The organism is Streptomyces sp. NPDC055287 (genome assembly GCF_053646035.1).
On the sequence record NZ_JBSHNE010000030.1, the window covers coordinates 38963 to 56274 of the forward strand.

Annotated in this window: 11 protein-coding genes; 5 read left to right on the forward strand and 6 right to left on the reverse strand. The window is 65.2% G+C overall.

Features of this window, described 5'->3' with window-relative positions; genetic code table 11:
* Window positions 1-111 precede the first annotated feature (111 nt).
* Window positions 112-1311, forward strand: a complete 1200-nt coding sequence (locus tag ACWIHY_RS31085; RefSeq protein ID WP_454379365.1) for a sensor histidine kinase — start codon at window positions 112-114, stop codon at window positions 1309-1311.
* Window positions 1305-1982 (forward strand): response regulator, encoded by a 678-nt coding sequence (locus tag ACWIHY_RS31090; RefSeq protein WP_454379366.1) that lies wholly within the window; start codon window positions 1305-1307, stop codon window positions 1980-1982. Before ACWIHY_RS31085 ends, ACWIHY_RS31090 begins: the two co-directional genes overlap by 7 nt.
* Window positions 1983-2169: 187 nt before the next feature.
* Here the strand turns inward: ACWIHY_RS31090 and ACWIHY_RS31095 are convergent, their stop codons facing one another.
* From ACWIHY_RS31095 to rlmN, 4 genes are all read right to left on the reverse strand, one after another.
* Complete coding sequence (locus tag ACWIHY_RS31095; RefSeq protein WP_454379368.1) at window positions 2170-3207, reverse strand: ABC transporter ATP-binding protein; 1038 nt, start codon at window positions 3205-3207, stop codon at window positions 2170-2172.
* Complete coding sequence (locus ACWIHY_RS31100) at window positions 3207-4826, reverse strand: ABC transporter permease (protein WP_454379370.1); 1620 nt, start codon at window positions 4824-4826, stop codon at window positions 3207-3209. The genes ACWIHY_RS31095 and ACWIHY_RS31100 overlap by 1 nt, the downstream gene beginning before the upstream one ends.
* A gap of 59 nt (window positions 4827-4885) precedes the next feature.
* Window positions 4886-5980, reverse strand: coding sequence for a thiamine ABC transporter substrate-binding protein (locus tag ACWIHY_RS31105; protein WP_454379372.1), 1095 nt, complete (start codon window positions 5978-5980; stop codon window positions 4886-4888).
* 217 nt (window positions 5981-6197) lie between these two features.
* Window positions 6198-7304 carry a 23S rRNA (adenine(2503)-C(2))-methyltransferase RlmN gene (rlmN, locus tag ACWIHY_RS31110; protein ID WP_454379374.1) on the reverse strand — a complete coding sequence of 369 codons (1107 nt, stop codon included), beginning with the start codon at window positions 7302-7304 and terminating at the stop codon, window positions 6198-6200.
* A 258-nt stretch (window positions 7305-7562) separates the two neighbouring features.
* Here rlmN and ACWIHY_RS31115 point away from each other — a divergent pair, with 258 nt between their 5' ends.
* From ACWIHY_RS31115 to ACWIHY_RS31125, 3 genes are all read left to right on the forward strand, one after another.
* Window positions 7563-7865, forward strand: a complete 303-nt coding sequence (locus ACWIHY_RS31115) for a DUF6233 domain-containing protein (protein ID WP_454379425.1) — start codon at window positions 7563-7565, stop codon at window positions 7863-7865.
* 26 nt (window positions 7866-7891) lie between these two features.
* Window positions 7892-8155 (forward strand): hypothetical protein, encoded by a 264-nt coding sequence (locus tag ACWIHY_RS31120; protein WP_454379376.1) that lies wholly within the window; start codon window positions 7892-7894, stop codon window positions 8153-8155.
* 546 nt (window positions 8156-8701) lie between these two features.
* A complete protein-coding gene (locus tag ACWIHY_RS31125) occupies window positions 8702-9865 on the forward strand; it encodes a caspase family protein (RefSeq protein ID WP_454379378.1) in 1164 nt (387 codons plus the stop codon).
* A gap of 2530 nt (window positions 9866-12395) precedes the next feature.
* On the opposite strand, the gene ACWIHY_RS31130 is transcribed toward ACWIHY_RS31125, so the two are convergent.
* Both ACWIHY_RS31130 and ACWIHY_RS31135 read right to left on the reverse strand, forming a co-directional pair.
* Complete coding sequence (locus ACWIHY_RS31130; RefSeq protein WP_454379380.1) at window positions 12396-14870, reverse strand: DEAD/DEAH box helicase; 2475 nt, start codon at window positions 14868-14870, stop codon at window positions 12396-12398.
* Entirely contained in the window at window positions 14867-16477 is a 1611-nt protein-coding gene (locus ACWIHY_RS31135; RefSeq protein ID WP_454379382.1) for a site-specific DNA-methyltransferase, read from the reverse strand. Before ACWIHY_RS31135 ends, ACWIHY_RS31130 begins: the two co-directional genes overlap by 4 nt.
* Window positions 16478-17312: the final 835 nt, after the last annotated feature.

The window sequence follows — 17312 nt, forward strand, 5'->3', positions numbered from 1 at the left end:
CGGCGTCAAACGGGAATCCGATCCCCACCGTCAACCCGTGGCATGACCCCCGTCCCCCGGCTCAACCCGTGCGGTGACGCGGTCCACCGGCCCAATCCGAAGAATGGGGGTATGAGTTCGTCCGCCCGGCAGCGCCTTCGCGCGTGGATCACCGGCCCCGCCTACCCCTGGATCACCGGTGGCGCCCTGACGGCCTGCGCGGTCGTGGAGCTGTTCGCCTACCCCGGATCGGTGACGATCGCGGTGGGCGTGCTGCTCTCCGCCGCCTCGCTCATGTGGCGGCGCTCCTGCCCGCCCGTCGCCGTACTCACGGTCGCCGCGGGCCTGGTCGCCTTCGCGGCGGGCAGCAGCCTCTACGTCTGCACCATCGTCAGCGGACTCGTCGGCTTCTACACGCTGGGCCGCCGCCGCGTCCACCACCCGGCGATCCTCCTCGCGGGCGGTGTGCTCGGCTCCCTCGCCGTGAACCTGGCGCACATCGCCGACTGGTCCCGGCAGGACGACCTGCCGGTCCCGGCCCTCGGTGGCCCCGGTTCGCTGGGGCTCTTCGCCGAGGCGTTCGTCCTCTCGGTGGTGCTGCTGGGGGCCGTTTCGATGGGCGACGCGGTACGGGCCCGGGAGGAAACCCGGCGCGAACGCGCTCTGGCGCACGACCAGTTGATCGCGATGGAGCGACAACAGGCCGCCGAGGCGGAACGGGCGGCGATCGCCCGCGAGCTGCACGACATCGTCTCCCACTCGGTGTCGATGATCGCGGTGCAGGCGGAGAGCGCGACGTACACCACCCCGGGTCTCACCCCCGAAGCCCGCGACGGCTTCCAGCAGATCGCGTCCACCGCCCGCTCCTCGATGGCCGAGCTGCGCCGCCTCCTCGGCGTACTGCGCACTCCGCAGCAGGACGGCCCGGCCCTCACCGCACCCCAGCCGACCCTCGCCCACCTCCCCGAACTGCTCGACCAGCACCGGGCGGTGGGCGGCGAGGCGGAGCTCAAGGTCACCGGCGAACAGCTCGAGCTGCCTGCGGCGTGGGAGCTTTCGGCGTACCGCATCGTGCAGGAGGCGTTGACCAACACGCGCAAGCACGCGCCGGGCGCCCGTACGGTGGTGGAGATCGATTACGGCTCCGACCGGCTGGCCCTGCGCATAGGCGACGACGGCCCGGGACTCACCGCACCGGGTCCGACAGGACCGGTTCCGGCCGGCCACGGCCTGACCGGCATGCGCGAGCGGGCGGCGCTGGTGGGCGGGCGGCTGAGCGCGGGCCCCGGCCCGGACGGCGGATTTCTGGTGGAGGGGGAGCTGCCTTGGTGATCAGGGCGATGGTGGCGGACGATCAGGCGGTCGTAAGGACGGGCTTCGTGAGCCTGCTCGGCACCCAGGACGACATCGAGGTGGTGGGCGAGGCCGAGGACGGCGCGCAGGCGGTCAGGGTCGCCGCCGAGACCCGCCCCGACCTGGCGCTGCTCGACATCCGGATGCCGCACAAGAACGGCATCGAGGCCGCCCGCGAGATCCTCGCGGCCTCGGACGGCGCGACGAAGGTCCTGATGCTGACGACCTTCGGTCTGGACGAATACGTGTACGAGGCGCTGGCCGCGGGGGCGGGCGGCTTCCTGCTCAAGGATGCGACGTTCCCCGAACTCCTGCACGCGGTGCGGGTGGTGGCGGCCGGGAACGCGCTGCTCTCGCCCGAGATCACCAAGCGGCTGATCGGGCAGTTCATCAAGGCACGGGTCTCCGCGCGGGCCTCAGCGCGGCCGGTGCGCACGGTCGAGGACCTGACGGCACGGGAGGTGGAAGTGCTTGTCCTGATCGCGCAGGGCCTGTCGAACGCGGACATCGCCGGACGGCTGACGATCACGGACCACACGGTGAAGACCCACATCAACCGGCTGTTCACGAAGATGGGCCTGAGGGACCGGGCGCAGGCGGTAATCCTGGCGTACGAACTGGGCCTGGTCCGCCCGGGTACACAACTCTGAAGTCCTACGGGGGCCTCGACCCCGGACGGGCTGGACAGTGCCCCGAGGCGGCGCGGGCGCTCGACGCCGGCCGGTTCGCCACCCGTCGGCAGGCCGACGCGGGGTCGTCCGCGGCCGCCTCGGCGCCCAGTGTCAGCCCGTGGCGCTTGAAGGACCGGGATCCGGGGTGAAGCCCCACCCCACTCCCTCAGCCTCGCGCCCCCGCCCCTGCTCCCAGCACCACAACCTCCTCCGCCGCGAAGGCGATGCCCACCTGCGCCCCCACCTCCGGCGCGTCCCGCAGCGCGCACTCCGCTTCCAGCAGCGGCGCCCCCACCGGCTGCAGCAGCAGGGCGACATGGTGCCCCCGGAACGTCCGCGCCGTAACGGCGCACGGCAGTCCCTCCGAGACCGGCACCAGCCTCACGCCCGCCGGCCGTACCAGGAGCCGCGCCTCCCCCTGCGCCGTTCCCGCCGGAACAGGGACCTTGCCCCACACCGTGTCGGCCGCCTCGCCGCTGACCGTCGCCGCGACGACGTTGTCGAACCCGAGGAAGCGCGCGACGAACTCGGAGGCCGGCCGCCGCCAGACCTCCAGCGGCGTACCGGTCTGCGCGATCCGCCCCTCCCGCATGACCACCACCCGGTCGGCGAGCGCGAAGGCCTCGCCCTGGTCGTGCGTGACGGCCAGTACGGTCGTACCCAGCCGCTCGAAGAGCTGACGCAGCTCGACGACCAGCCGCTCGCGCAGCCCGCGGTCCAGCTGCCCCAGCGGCTCGTCGAGCATCAGCAGCTTCGGCTCCGGGGCCAGCGCCCGCGCCAGAGCGACCCGCTGCTGCTCGCCGCCCGAGAGCGTGCTGATCGCGCGCCGCCCGGCACCCGGCAGGCCGACCATCTCCAGCAGCTCCCCGACCCGGCGGACCTGTTCGGCCCTGCCCGCGCCCCGCATCCGCAGCCCGAAGGCGACATTCCCGCCGACATCCCGCTGCGGGAACAGCTGATGGTCCTGGAACATCAGCCCGACCCCGCGCCGGTGCACCGGCACCCCGCGCTGGTCGCGCCCGTCGAGCAGCACCCGCCCGGCGTCCGCCGTCTGCAGCCCGGCGACCACCCGCAGCAGCGTGGATTTACCGCTGCCGCTCGGCCCGAGCACACACACGATCTCGTGCTCGGCGACCTCCAGGTCCACGTCGTCGAGCGCCGCCCGCTCCCCGAACCGCACGGTCGCCCCGTCCAGCCGCAACATCAGAACTCCCCGGATCCGGATCGGTCGGGCCGCATGCGTTCGAGAACCAGCAGCGCCACCGCGCACACCACCATCAGAATCGTGCTCAGAGCCATCGCCTGCCCGTAGTTCAAGTCCCCCGCCCGCCCCAGCAGCCGCGCCACGGCCACCGGCAGCGTGGGATTGTCCGGCCGCGCGATGAAGACCGTCGCGCCGAATTCACCCAGCGATACGGCGAAGGCGAACCCGGCGGCGACCAGCAGCGCCCGCCGCACCATCGGCAGGTCGACCTCCCGCCACGCCCGCAGCGGCGAGGCCCCGAGCACCGCGGCCGCCTCGCGCAGCCGCTCGTCGACCGCCCGGAGTACGGGCAGCATGGTCCGTACGACGAACGGCACACCCACCAGCGCCTGCGCCAGCGGCACCAGAATCCACGACGTGCGCAGATCCAGCGGCGGCTCGTCGAGGGTGATGAGGAAACCGAAGCCCACCGTCACCGCGGAAACGCCCAGCGGCAGCATCAGCAGCGCGTCGAAGCCGCGCACCAGCCGCCCCGCCCGCCGGGTCAGTGCCGCCGCCGCGAGCCCGCCGACGACCAGCGCGATCGCGGTCGCCGCCAGGGCGTACTCCAGCGAGTTCCACACGGCTTCCAGCGGCGGTACGAGGAAGGTGCCCCCGCTCGCGCCCGCCGACTGGAGCGCCCGGTAGTACCCGAACCCGTACCCGCCGGGCCCGTCCAGCGACCGCTCGACGAGCACCCCGAGCGGCACCAGGATCAGCAGCACCACCGTCGCCAGCACGCCACCGAGCAGGGCCCACTGCCCCGCCCCGCGCGGACGCCGCGCGGTCCGCGCCGGATCGACCAGCTTCAGCGCGCTCTCCCGGCGCCGTACCGTCCACGCGTGTACGGCGAGGATCGCGCCCACCGCCGCGAACTGCACCAGCGTGAGCACGGCCGCCGTCGGCAGATCAAGGAACTGCGCGGTCTGCCGGTAGATCTCCACCTCCAGGGTGGAGTAAGCGGGCCCGCCGAGGATCTGCACGACGCCGAAGGAGGTGAACGTGAACAGGAAAACCATCAGCGCCGCGGCGGCCACGGCCGGCACCAGCGCCGGCAGTGTCACCCGCCGCCACGCGGCGAACCGCCCGGCGCCGAGCACCCGCGCCGCCTCCTCCTGACGCGGGTCGAGCTGCGACCAGAGGCCGCCCACCGTCCGGACGACCACCGCGTAGTTGAAGAAGACGTGCGCGAGGAGGATCGCCCACACGCTTGTGTCGAGGCGTACGCCCCACAGCTCGTCCAGCAGCCCGCCCCGCCCGAGCAGCGCCAGGAACGCGGTCCCGACGACGACGGTCGGCAGCACGAACGGCACGGTGACCACGGCGCGCAGCAGCTGCTTGCCGGGAAAGTCGAGCCGGGCGAAGGCGTACGCCGCGGGAAGCGCGATCAGCAGCGTGAGCCCCGTCGAGGCGAGGGCCTGCCACGTCGTGAACCACAGCGCGTCGAGGATGTCCGGATCGGCGAGCACCTCGCCGATCCGGCCGAACTGCCAGACGCCGTCCACCTTGAGCCCGCGGCCGACGATCGCGGCCACGGGGTAGGCGAAGAACACCGCGAAGAACGCGACGGGCAGGGCCATGAGACCGAGCCGCACCGCGCTCCCGCGCGTGCTCTCGTTGTTCCCGGTTGCCTTCCTGGCTACTTCAGGACGAGCGAGGACCACGACTTGACCCACTGCTCACGGTTGTCGGCGATCTTCTCGGGGGCCACGGTCTGCGGCTTGTCGACGACCACGCCGTGCTCGGTGAACAGCTCGGGCAGCTTCGCGTCCTTGATCACCGGGTTCACGAACATGTTCAGCGGCATGTCCTCCTGGAACTTCTTCCCGATGAGGAAGTCGATGAGCGCCTTGCCGCCCTCCTCGTTCTTCGCGCCGGTCAGCAGCCCCGCGAACTCGGTCTGCCGGAAGCAGGTGCCGGTCGCGACACCGGTCGGCGCCTCCTTGGGCTGCGGCTCCGCGTACAGCACCTCGACGGGCGGGCTGGAGGCGTACGAGACGACCAGCGGCCGGTCGGCCTTGGCCTTCTTGCCGCCGGCGGAGCCGGAGAACTCCTCGTTGTACGCCTGCTCCCAGCCGTCGACGACCTTGACGCCGTTGGCCCGGAGCTTCTTCCAGTAACTCTCCCAGCCGTCGTCGCCGTACTGCCCGACCGTGCCGAGCAGGAAGCCGAGGCCGGGCGAGGAGGTCCCGGCGTTCTCGGTCACGAGCAGGTTCTTGTACTCCGGCTTGATCAGGTCGTCGAAGGACTTCGGCGGCGCGAGCTTCTTGTCGGCGAAGTACTTCTTGTCGTAGTTGACGCAGATGTCGCCGGTGTCGACGGGTGTGACGCGGTGCTTGTCGCCGTCGAGCTGAACGCCTTCCGGTACGGCCCCGAGCCCCTTGGCCTCGTACGGCGTGAAGATGCCGTTGTCCAGGGCCCGCGACAGGAGCGTGTTGTCGACACCGAAGAAGACGTCGCCACGCGGGGAGCCCTTGGTCAGGATCTCCTGGTTGAGGGCGGCGCCCGCGTCCCCGCTCTTGAGGACCTTGACCGTGTAGCCGGTCTCCTTGGTGAACGCCTTCAGTACGGCGTCGGACGCGGCGAACGAGTCGTGGCTGACCAGCGTCACGGTCTTGGACTTCTTGCCGTCGCCGGATCCGGCGTCGTCCTTGTCGCCCCCGCACGCCGCGAGCGTCGAGACGCCGAGCGCGGCGGCCAGCGCGGTGGCCGCGAACTTCTTGGTGGTGTGCACTGAATTCCTCCTGGGATGGGACATCCAGGAAGAGACGCGGCCCTGCCCGGGGAAAACGGGCAGGGCGCAACAGCTCGAGTAGTGACCGAACTTCCTACCCAGAATGACCTGGGCAAGGTTCAGAGGGTCTGCGGCGTACCGCACTCTCAGCGCTGTGGCGCTCCCCTGTCGGAATATGAAAATGTGCGGCCCACGTTACACGGACCCTTTCACCGGCCTATCGCTCGGTGGCCGCCAGCTGTCCGCACGCTCCGTCGATCTCCTGGCCACGGGTGTCCCGTACGGTCACGGGCACACCATGAGCTGCGATCGCCTCGACGAACGCCTTCTCGTCCTCGGGACGCGAGGCGGTCCACTTCGAACCCGGGGTCGGGTTGAGCGGGATCAGGTTGACGTGTACCCGCTTGCCCTTGAGGAGGCGTCCCAGCAGGTCACCGCGCCATGCCTGGTCGTTGATGTCGCGGATCAGCGCGTACTCGATGGAGATGCGACGGCCGGACTTCTCGGCGTACTCCCACGCCGCGTCCAGCACCTCTCGCACCTTCCAGCGCGTGTTGACCGGCACGAGGGTGTCGCGCAGCTCGTCGTCCGGGGCGTGCAGCGAGACGGCGAGGCGGCACTTGAAGCCCTCGTCGGAGAAGCGCAGCATGGCCGGCACGAGGCCCACGGTCGACACGGTGATGCCGCGCTGCGACAGCCCGAGACCGTCCGGCTCCGGGTCGGTGAGCCGGCGGATGGCGCCGACGACCCGCTTGTAGTTGGCGAGCGGCTCGCCCATGCCCATGAAGACGATGTTGGACAGCCGCGCGGCGCCGCCGGGGACCTCGCCGTCGCGCAGCGCGCGCATGCCGTCCACGATCTGGTGCACGATCTCGGCGGTCGACAGATTGCGGTCGAGCCCCGCCTGCCCGGTGGCACAGAACGGACAGTTCATGCCGCATCCGGCCTGCGACGAGATGCACATGGTGACCCGGTCCGGATAGCGCATCAGGACGGATTCGACGAGCGTCCCGTCGTGCATCTTCCAGAGGGTCTTGCGGGTGGTGTCGTCGTCACAGCTGATGTGGCGCAGCACGGTCATCAGCTCGGGCAGCAGCTCCGCCTGGAGCTTGTCGCGCGAGCCGGCGGGGATGTCGGTCCACTCCGCCGGGTCGTGCGCGTACCGCGCGAAGTAGTGCTGCGACAGCTGCTTGGCGCGGAACGGCTTCTCGCCGATGGCGGCCACGGCCTCGCGGCGCTCGGCGGGCGTGAGATCGGCGAGGTGCCGCGGGGGCTTCTTGGCTCCGCGCGGCGCGACGAAAGTGAGTTCTCCAGGTACAGGCATGGTTCTTCCAGTGTGGCAGACAGCCTATGGTCCTCACGGTCGTCGCCTGCTCAGGTGGCACCAAGCTCGCCCCCGGCTGGTCAACATTGGTCGTTGCCGGTCGCCATCGGCGGCCCTCCGACGGCCCACAGACGGCCCGGCCACGCCCCTGCGACCGTACCCATCGCACCAGAGGTCAGCAGCGGGCGAGGCCGCACACCGAGGGCTAGAATCGAATACGTGTCCGAAAACCTCTCTCGACTACAGCGCCTACGCATAGTGCGTGAGTGGCAGGCGTACCAGCTAGGACGAACGGACCGGACGATCGCTGAGCTGGAAGCACGCGAAGCTTTGGCCGTCCGCGCTGCTCGCACGCTTCCGCCGGCAGCGCCTGAGTGGAAGCTCTCGCTACTGCGCACAGGGCATGGGGCCCAGGTCGACGCGGTGCACACGGGCGACTGCGCAATGAGCGGGAAGAGAACGCAGTCGATGACGCACGAGCAGGCACTGCGCGCACTTACGGAAGACGGCATCACGGCTTGCCCGTACTGCCGACCAGACCGAGAGCTCGGAGTGCTTTGAATCGCGAGCTGCGGGACTTTGAGGCTATGAGGGACGCACCGATCGTCATCCACCGTGCGACCGGAACAGGCGGTCGTCGAGTGACGATCCGTGGCCAGGTCGCGGGCCTCGCCCGCAGTGACAGCGACGTAGTCGAGTTTCTACGCCGAGCTGGCCTGCCGGACGCTGCCGAAGTGATGGACGACCCTCGGTGGACCGAGTGGCAGGGCGGCCGTCCGCACAAGTACGGGGCGACCCAGCACGACCACCCGGCAGCACCCCGTAGAGACCGCCACCCATCGCGCTGCTGATCACCTCGGTCGGCCGGATCCAGCTCGGCCAGGGCCACCGCTCTGAGGGAACGGCTTTCAAGACCAGTCCACCTACGGTCCTGCCAACGCACTGGCCTCGAAAGATGAGCCGGGTCGCCCTCATCACCGGCCTTTCTGGCCAGAGGTTGGCCACGATGGCCCGTACGACGACCCCCTCAATGCGAACTACCGGCCGAGGCGGTCGCTGAGGTCTGCCCGGCTGGGCATTGGTGGTCCTGCGGCCGGTGGCGGTCGGCTGTTCGCGGTGGTTGCGGTACTTCGCTGCTGCACTGCAACAGCGCCGGAGAGATTGCGTCGATCAAGTCTCGCAAACTATCTGAACTGCCGCTCTGAACAGTCGCAGATAGTTGGCCCGCTCAACAAGAATTGGCGGTCCTCAAGATGCGTGCACCCACCTTTCGGCGCAGGCTAGAAGGGAATCCTCGGAGGCGGGGGCTACAGGGAGAATGATCAGCATCAAGTGTCCACAAGCCGTGTCTCCCCGCAGCTATCTTCTGAGCCACGCATTTCGGGAGGCATGTAATCATGTGCCATCATTCATGCGGGGAGACGTTTCTCGCTCACTGTTGCCCACCTGGCGAATATGAGACCCGAGCGGGCGTGCACGCTCTGATTATTGGCATGAGCCACTACCCTCGCCGTCCGAAAAGTCACTGGTGGATGCCCCATGACGAACTACCATTGGGCGACATAGATGGCGCGGCACTCGGCGCTGCTCAATTTGCAAAGTTCCTAAGCGACGAACTCAAGTATCCCACAGCTGCACCTATACGCACTGTTCGCCTACTCCTTATCCCCACAGACGACGAGAAAGACCATCTCCCTGTGCTCCCCCATGAGTGGGAGGAGGCAAATTTCGATAACGTGCGAGACGCCATTTCAGAGTGGTATCGCGACTGCAATAGCCATCCCAATAACGTAGCAATATTGTATATAAGCGGTCATGGAATAGTCACAGCACGCAGCGTGCCGCTAGTCTTCCTCGGCCGAGCTAACCAAGAAAAGTCTAATCCGTGCGCCCAGAGTATCGACCTGGGAAACATTATCGAGGCAATGGCCTACAACCAAGCCAGCGATAATATCTACTTCTTTGACTGCTGTGCCGTCACAGCTATTGAAGCCGCCCTCCCGTATGACTGCGTGCATCAAAGTGCCATCACGCTTCCTATTCCAAGCACGGCACAGACGTACAGAAACAGTTATGCCGTAATCAGATCGGCTCGAACAGGAATGAACGCCTACGCTATCAGCGCCAGCGCGGGCACCCTGTTCTCTCAAGCTCTTCTCCCATTGCTCTCGACAGCTGGCTCTCTACTACGCGGCTTGTTTACTATCACGACAGATCGACTAAAGGACAGACTGCGTGAAGAATTTAGAGCCATCCCAAACTCTCTGGGGCAGGAGCCTGACGTGGATGGACACATACCGACCGGAATTCACCTTCCGCCGCCGCCCAATTTTCGCGTTCGATTCTACAATGACACCGAGAAATGCGATGGCCCGACCTCGATCACCGTCTACGATAATCGAGGGTGCCAGGTTATTGATATCACAATCACGAGCACAGAGAAAGTAGAAGAGCTGCCAGCTGGCATATACAGCATAAAGGCGGGGGACGACGTGAACACTGGACCGGTCATTTTCCTATTGGAGCAAGATACATCAGTTCCCCTGAGGAAGGTGAACTAGCGATGCCCAAAGTGACCTTCCAGTGGCACAGGCCCGACGCTGCAGATCGACAAGTTCCGTTTGCTCCCGTCAGGATCATCGGACACGATCTCAACGTGGTGCTCGCGCCTGGGGAAGAAGTAGAGGTGCCTAAGGAAACCAATTTTTATGTAATCGCTGAGGTTCCAGGATTTCGGAGATACGAAAGGGAGGTCTCTGTACTTGACGAGAAGCCAATTTGTGTTTCCCTAAAGGTCGATAGCCTGACTCCTATTCCTCGATTCGATAACCAAGAGCTAAGAAGGGGATGCCCGTCTGCAGTGGGTGTGAGTGTGCACTCATGGTCACCTGGTGCAGCGTCCCCTCCAACGCCAAGTGCCGATATCTCGCTTGTCACGGGCGAAGAGAGTTCAACTTTCACCGTTCAGAATCAGAGCAGAACAGCCCTTCCAATAGGTATGGAAGTTGGCAGCCGGCTCACGCCTCGTCGCCTGCTGGCCATCCCACAAATGGGCAGAACCGAGCGTTGTCAAATTGCGTGGCGTCGCCCGCACGCTTCTGCACTACGGCCTCGCGTTGAGCCGAGTGACCCTTTGGGCTGGCTACTCATGGACTACTTAAGTGCGGGGCGGTTTCAAGAAGCCGCCGCAGCAGCCAGGGGCATAGAACGCGCCCGCGCGGGTCGATCACCCCTTGATTGGGCCGCCGCGTCGTATACACAGCTACTTATCGGCTATTCCTATGCGCTTGGCAGAGACCAGGCACGACTGTCGGCCTGGTCCCGCCGTACTGCAGCGGATCGCGTACTCAGCGCAGATGGACTTGTTTTGACCTCAGAGGCTGCTTGGCAAGCACGCCACAAGCCGGTGGCGTTGGAGTGGCTACTGAAGGCTGCCGATCTCGCGCCGCCAACAATCACACTTGGTGTCGAGATGGAGCTACGTTTGGCTACAATCCTCTCTTCAAAGAGTAATAGCGATATCGAGAATCCAGAGGAACGCCAACTCGCCCGAATCCGCAATTCTTGTCTTTGCCTGCTGACGCGTGCGGATACAGACACTCCAACCCTATCTCTTCCTCAGACTGACATTGCAACACCGGATTTGTCTGATGCATCTGCGATTAGGCGTACCATGGCTCGCGCACGATTTGCATTCACCAGATGGCGCTATGACTACGTGCTTAGACCAATGTCTGTGCAGGAGAGGCGCCATCCCCTTAATCCGGAAAGGTGGGCGACTGTGATGTCTGACACTTCTGCCAACAAAGTCGAAGCGGACGGGGCGACGAATGTAAGGTCCTTGTCTGGGCCAGCCATATGGGTTGCCGTTTTCGCAATAGCGGCATGGCTCGGCTTCTCTATATTTCTCCTCACCCAGGCTGGATCTACCGGCGAAATAAGGTGGACCCGCATCGTCTGGGTCTTTGCGTCAGTAGAGGCGATCGCCTTCGCGGCGGCAGGTGCCCTTTTCGGAACCGCTGTGCAGCGTAGCAACGTCGTCCAAGCAGACCAGCGAGCGAAATTGGCAGAGAAAGAAGCCAGTCAGAATCGTGATGAGGCAACTGCAGGGAGGGCCCTGTCGGCAAGTCTTCAAGCAGACGACAGTTCAGCCGGCGCGGGGCAGGAGAGTTTGAGATCAATGGGCGCCGACAGCAAATCCTCCGATGACGTTCGCCGTCGACACGCTGAGTTGGCACGCAGTCTTTTCGGCGACCTTGTGCGACCGTGAAGCGCGTTTTCACGGACATCTACCGCGAGAAGGTCCGCTCTCGCAGCATCGTGCCCGGCAACTCGGGCAGTCTTTGGACCTGCCCGCAATGTGTCCGAGTGGCCCCCTGGTCTTGCTCGGCGCGGGCCCGGACCGGGGATGTGGCTAAAAGCCTCGGAGTCGACCGCCCCAGCCAAAGCGGTTTGGCTACCCAGCTGTTGGTCTGCTCGCTCTAGCCGCGTGGCCGCGGAGCCGGGGCCGGGGCCACGGAGTGGCGGAGACAGGGAGCGTCTGGCGTCGGCGGTGGGCCGGGGCCGCGTGCGGCGAGCATGAGCGAGCCGCCTTGATCGAGTAGGAAAGTCTACCGCGCTCCGGCCCGGGCGGTCCTCAAGACCAGTCCACCTACCGCCTCAACAATGCACTGACCTCGACAAACGAGCCGCGTCGCCCGCAACGCCGGTCTTCCTGGCCAGAGGTTGGCCACCTTGGGCGGCGCAGGCGCCACGCCCCCCTCAATGCGAACTATCGGGCGGGACGATTGATGAGCTTGCTCGGCTGGTCAGTCGTGTGCTGGGGGCTGGTGGCGGTCGGCTGCGGTCGCAAAGGTTGCTGCACTCCGCTGCTGTACTGCAACGGCTCCGGAGGCCCCGTGCGATCGGCGAGTTTGACAAGCTCAGGGACCTGAGGGCCTGCTGCCTTACGTCGCAAGTCCACGCATAGACCGCAGTTGGGAGAGCAGCGGCGGACGAACCTTCAACGCCCCAAGCGCTGGTGCTGTCCTGCGGGCAGGCCCCCGCGAGAGAAGAGATGTGCCGGAGAACGTTGCACGAGCTAGGTCTTTTCTATCCGCGGGCGCCCGTAACCGTCAGAAGAGTGTCCCAGCTGTTCGACTGACTCAGGTGATCCTCGGTGGCGAAGAGGTACTTCCACGTCCCAAGCCCAAGTTCGGTCACTTCCTTCGCCCACGCCTCAGCCGCTGCCTTCTTCGCCAAGACCGACTCGCTGGATGCCTCCGCGTTGGACTTGCCCTCGACGAGCCAGTACGCGCCGTCCTGGCCAATGGCGATGAAGTCTGGGTAGTAACGAGACCCGTTGTCGAGCTGAATGTAGGTACCGCTCAACGATTCGAGTCGCAGCCACCACGCAATCTTAGGGCTGACATCCATCAACCTGGCCAGCTTGACCTCGGTGGACAATGCGTCGAATTGAACGACGGGAAGAATCGAACTGCTCCAATGCGTGTACCCCATGCCCCGGATCACCTTGTCCGTCATCTGCATCTGAGGCATCGTCTGCCCCGGCCACGGCTGGGCAGGAGGCGGGACAGTCACCTTCACGATCTCGTGTTCGACCGTCGCGAGCTTCTGTTTGAAGCTGGAGACCACGAGCCTCTCCAGCTGCGTCAACGCAAGCTCTGCCCGAGCCTCCTCCCAAGGTGTGCTGCTCTCCGCGTCAACCTCAATCGCCGCACCGAGGAACGTATGCACGATCTTCTGTGCAGCCTCGACCTCGTCAGCCGTGAGCTTCAGCTGCGGCAGATTGAGAATCCGCTCTTCGAGATCCTCCCTGACCTTCGAGATCGGCCAGCTTCGCTGGGTCGCGACAGCGGACTTCTGGTCTTGTGTCTCCACCGTCACGGTGCCGTCCAACCCACGCGAGGCATTCAGCGCCTTGCGCTTCAACTCCACCTCTATTTCATGCTTGAACTGCTTGCCCTTTTCCGCGACAGCTGCGGAGTTGACGAAGGACAAGCTGTAGGTGTCCGGCTTCTCCAACAGGCGCTTGCTGGGAAACTCTATGGCAGGCGCATCCTCCACAGGTTTCATGATCTGATGGATCTGTTTCTTCTCCACCCCGGCTTCGGCAAGCCGAAGTTCCATGTCGGCCATACCGAGGTAAACAGCCTCGGGCGTCTCAGTGCCGAACCCGCCGTCGCTGATGGGGGCTTCGGCAGTAAACGCCAGCATGCCCTGGGTCTGGGATTCGTGGTATGGAGGAAGAAGGATTGCGCTACCCGAGGTGATCGTAGTGCTCGCACCGTTCCCCGATTCGCCACCGCGCTCTGCCCTTTGCGGAAGGGTGTGCTCTAGGAGAGCTTCCTTCGAGTCGAGAAGTCGCCGGTACGACTCATGGGCAATGATGTCAACGCAGTCGACCATCGAGAACCCGACTCGCTCACCATAAGGAAGGCGAAGGCCGCGGCCGAGGATTTGTTCGGTGAGGGTCTGAGAGGCCAGGGTGCGGCGTGCGACGATCACGCTGATGTTCTTGACGTCCCATCCCTCCTTCAGCATGTCCACGGAGACCACAGCCCGCACGGGAGAATCGGCGTCCTCGATGCCGGCGAGGGCTTCGAGTGCGTCCTCCTTACTGCCGGAGGTGACCTGCAACACCGCACCCGGTTCGTCGATGAATCCTGGGCCGGCCAGGATTTCGGCGGTCTCCGTGGCTTCGTCGATGCTCTGGCAGACCACGAAGAGGACGGGGTTGACCATAGGCCGCCCATTCCGCTCGGCCCACTCCCGGGTGGTCTCCTCCTTGACCTTGCGCAGATGGCACGCGTCAGCCAACTGAGTCCGAACGTCAGTGTGCCCGTCTTCGCGGTAGACGATGACAGGGATCTTGACTAGTTGGTCCGCGATGGCCTCTGCGAGGGAGTACTGGAAGATGATCCGGTCCGGCACCTTGCGGTCCGACTCGTCAGGGGTTGCCGTCAGGCCCACCAACGCACGCGGATGGAGATCCCGGACCGCCTCATGAAACTTCTTAGCTTCGTTCCGGTACACGTGGTGCTCGTCGGCGATGATGACCAGGTCGTCCACGCTGCGCAGGTGGTCGTACAGGGCGGTACCGATGAACTCGTCGGTCAGGTATGTGCTGCGCGAGGTCTTCACAGTCGGTTTGGTCAGCAACTGGACGTTGAAAATGAAGACCTTCAACGCGTCCGGATCATGCAGTGCGTCGCCGACCCGACCACCCGCATAGTTCTCCGGGGTGATGACAATGGGCTCGCAGTTGGCGCCCGGCACGAACTTCGGGTGACCAGGCTTGAAGTTCGTGAGGGTCTTGCGCTGGATGGTCCGTCCAGGAGTGACGATCAGGACGTTGCGGACACCCTGATCTGCGAGGTAGTCGATCAGGGCCCTGCAGATGTACGTCTTGCCCACACCGGTTGCCAGATCGCAGACGACCTCCCGCCCACCTCCCGACTGGATTTCCTCGATGACCTTGGCCACGGCACGACGGTTGGGATCCCGCAGCTCCATGCGGGTCGCCAGGTCCTCAATCGCCGCCTGATCGTATTTGATCCAGCTCAACGCAGCACACGTCCCTTCATGTCCAACAAGTCCTGGGGAGCCTTCTTGATGCGTGAGCCGGGGCTGAGCTTCTCCAGAAGGCTTGCTGCCTCGCGCAGGTAACTCTTGGCTACGATGAGAACACTTTCGCTCTCGCTCAGTGCCTCGACGATCGACCGGACCGTGCTCTCTGAGACGAGCCCATCGACGACCGCCAGGCGCTGTCGCCCCTTGTAGCCGACGAACGGCGTCTCGGCGGCCGGGTCAAGCTCGAAACCGGGGATCTGCGCACATGCGGCTTCCGCGAACGCGTGCCCATCTACCCACGGAGCAAGGAGCACTCTGCCGCCCAAGCGCTCGTACATGGAGGGGGCGACTTCGAGCTGGCGGAATCCTCCGCCCTTCTCCCAACCGACGGAGACAGTCACGCCTCCGGGGTCCTCGCCGTTGACCACCTTCTCCAGACGAGGGCGCAGGAAGTTCCCGACAGTCCTGCTTTTCTGTTCAGCCGTGACCCATCTGCGGCCCATTTTGTGAGCGACCGCAGCCGTGGTTCCCGACCCACCGAAACAATCGAGAACGATATCCCCTGGATCGCTGGCCACGTGAATGATCTGCTGGAGCAAACGTTCCGGCTTCGGAGTATCAAAGACGTCGCCGTCCCCGAAGAGGCGCGCACTCTCTCGCTTCCCCTCCGGGTTGCTCCCCACTTCCGACGCGAGCCACAGTGTGAAGGGAACCAGGCCGTCGTCCTCGGAGGGGAACCTCTTTAGTCGAGGTTTCCCATCACCCTTCTTGGGCCAATAGATCATGTTCTGCTCGCGCAGCCCTTCGAACCTTTCACGGCTGTACGTCCAAGCTCGGCCAGGGGGCGGGCTGTGGACGACCCCTGTGGGAGTCGTGATGTCGTAGAACTGATTCGCCGTCGCATGTCCCGCTTGGGCCGACATGGGGACACTGCGCCAGGGTCCACGCGGATCCTTGTCCGGGTTTGAGAATTCACCGGGATCAGCGAGCCGGTTCCGTACATTTTTCCACTGCGAAGGTCCTGCAGGAGAATACACGAAAATATAATCCTGGGTAGCGCTGAAGGCAGCCCGGTTGTCACGGGTCGTCCGCTTCTGCCAAACAACAGTGGCGACAAAAGAGTTTCTGCCGAAAATCTCATCTAGAAGAACGCGGCAATAGGCCATCTCTGCATCGTCAAGATGAACCCACAGACTCCCGTCATCGGCTAGAAGGTCGCGCAGCATCGTGAGGCGGTCCCTCATCAGGCCAAGCCATACGGAATGCTCAAGCCCGTCGTCATAGTTCACAAAGGCTTCGCCGGTGTTGAAAGGAGGGTCGATGTAAGCGAGCTTTACCTTGCCTCGGTACTTCTCGGCGAATTCTGGCAGTCTCGTGAGCGACCTCAGAACGTCCCCGGAGTCTCCCGTAATCAACAGGTTGTCCTCGGCGCGCTGCACGTCGTCATGCACCTCTCCGACAGTCGCGACATCGCGGAGCAGACGTGTCTCGGACACCCTGAAGTCGTCCCGATCGACCCACTCGTAGCCGCCATCCTGGGCGCCGATGAGGAACCTATCCTTATTGATCCAAGACAGGCTGAGACGCCCCGAGGTGCGCATGTGATTTCCTCCAACTGTTGCGACACTGGGAAGCGTACCGGGGCGGACTGGCTACGCGGATCGGTCTGCCCTCGACCTGTATGGTCCACTAAGCTGCGGGCTCCCTCGGTGCCCACAAGGCCACCCCTGCGAAGCCGCACTCAGCGGCAGGCGTCAGTGTGGCACTGGTTTTCTGGCTGCCTGTCGTGGCATCGACACGGCTTCCTTCACGACGCTCCTCCTAACTCACCCCAGCTGCCATCCCGTCCGCCTTCGACCCACACACCGTGGAGCAATTGTGGTTCAGGGCGTCAAGGTGGAGCGCGCCACTGTACGAACGACCTTGACGCCCTGGGCCGCGACTGCCCGGCTCTGCCTGGGTCGAAGGTGGTCGGGATGGCAGCCCACAACGCTCGCCACGAATCCGCCGGCACTCGCCAACGGCGCCTTGGCCATCCCGGAGTCTGAGCGCCCCCGCCGGAGGCATGTCTTTGACTCGCAGATTGGGTCTCGTCTCATGCCCTCCGGGCCTATCCAGTGTGGGCGCGCGACGGCGGCGGCAGCGCCGAGTGGGCCGCAGGCAGGAGCGCGGGCGCAGCCAGAGCCGGTAAGCGCGCCCGGCGAAGCGGAGCGCAGCCGGGCGCCTTGATGAAGTAGGGCAACTTCTACCGCGCTCGGACTGGGACGGTCCTCAGAAACGTTGCCGTTTCGGTTGACGCAGCACCCTGACCTGCGCCTGAGTCGGCCGAGCTCCCTAGAGGCATCCTGGCCAACGAATGGCCCATGAGCTGAGAATTGGCTACATGCTGGTCTGGCGGGGGCAGCGGCCTAGCAGGCACAGCGTGCAAGGCTTGAG

Bases quoted from the DNA above. Each gene is read 5' to 3' on its own strand.
- ACWIHY_RS31135 (WP_454379382.1), bottom strand. From the start codon at position 16,477: ATGCGCACCTCGGGGCGTCTCAGCCTGTCTTGGATCAATAAGGATAGG.
- ACWIHY_RS31095 (WP_454379368.1), bottom strand. From the start codon at position 3,207: ATGTTGCGGCTGGACGGGGCGACCGTGCGGTTCGGGGAGCGGGCGGCG.
- ACWIHY_RS31120 (WP_454379376.1), top strand. From the start codon at position 7,892: ATGAGGGACGCACCGATCGTCATCCACCGTGCGACCGGAACAGGCGGT.
- ACWIHY_RS31085 (WP_454379365.1), top strand. From the start codon at position 112: ATGAGTTCGTCCGCCCGGCAGCGCCTTCGCGCGTGGATCACCGGCCCC.
- ACWIHY_RS31125 (WP_454379378.1), top strand. From the start codon at position 8,702: ATGTGCCATCATTCATGCGGGGAGACGTTTCTCGCTCACTGTTGCCCA.
- rlmN (WP_454379374.1), bottom strand. From the start codon at position 7,304: ATGCCTGTACCTGGAGAACTCACTTTCGTCGCGCCGCGCGGAGCCAAG.
- ACWIHY_RS31100 (WP_454379370.1), bottom strand. From the start codon at position 4,826: ATGGCCCTGCCCGTCGCGTTCTTCGCGGTGTTCTTCGCCTACCCCGTG.